1 pseudogene is annotated in these 570 nt (G+C 63.2%); it reads right to left on the bottom strand.

Features of this window, described 5'->3' with window-relative positions:
• Positions 1-70 precede the first annotated feature (70 nt).
• Positions 71-570: pseudogene (locus tag RhoFasB10_RS25745) on the bottom strand (IS3 family transposase); the annotation flags it as partial.

Here is a 570-nt window from a genome sequence, read left to right as displayed (position 1 = left end):
GTCGGTAAAATCTCAGTGACCACCTGCCAGTCGTCTTTTCGTGTCGCATACGGTGCCGACCACCCCATTATGTGAAGTCAGTAACCCATACCCGGTTGGGTTCGTCCGCCCGGAACTGCCGGTTCAGCAGATCTCCCGCCCGGACACCGTCCGCGGAACGAATGGTGGTTCTGATGCCCTTTGCTCGCCGAACACCACCCCGCGACAACAACTTCATTGCACGATCCACCGAACCGTACGAGACACCCGGGGTGACTGTTCGGTCCAGATGAGCGCGCATCTTCACCCGCCCGTACAAGCCCTCGGGGTTCATCCGGCGGCGACCGTCGGTGTCGGTGCGCCAGGCGGCATCGCGGACCGCGTCGACGACGTGGGCGTCGGATACGGTGCGCGCAGCGGGCTTGCGTGCCCGCCATGCTCGGTAGGTTCTCGCGGCGATCTTGCACCCCTGACCACGTAGGGTCCGGCAGACCGACTCGACCGCAAAACCATTGGCGCGCAACGAATCTATGAACGCTATGATCATCGATTGCGGGGGTCGAGTTCCCCCGCGAAGAAAGTCGTCGCCGC

Origin of the sequence: Rhodococcus sp. B10, assembly GCF_011770055.1 — a bacterium.
Lineage (GTDB): Bacteria > Actinomycetota > Actinomycetes > Mycobacteriales > Mycobacteriaceae > Rhodococcoides > Rhodococcoides kyotonensis_B.
The sequence above is the reverse complement of the archived record's forward strand: the minus strand, read 5'-3'. Positions and strand labels throughout refer to the sequence as shown.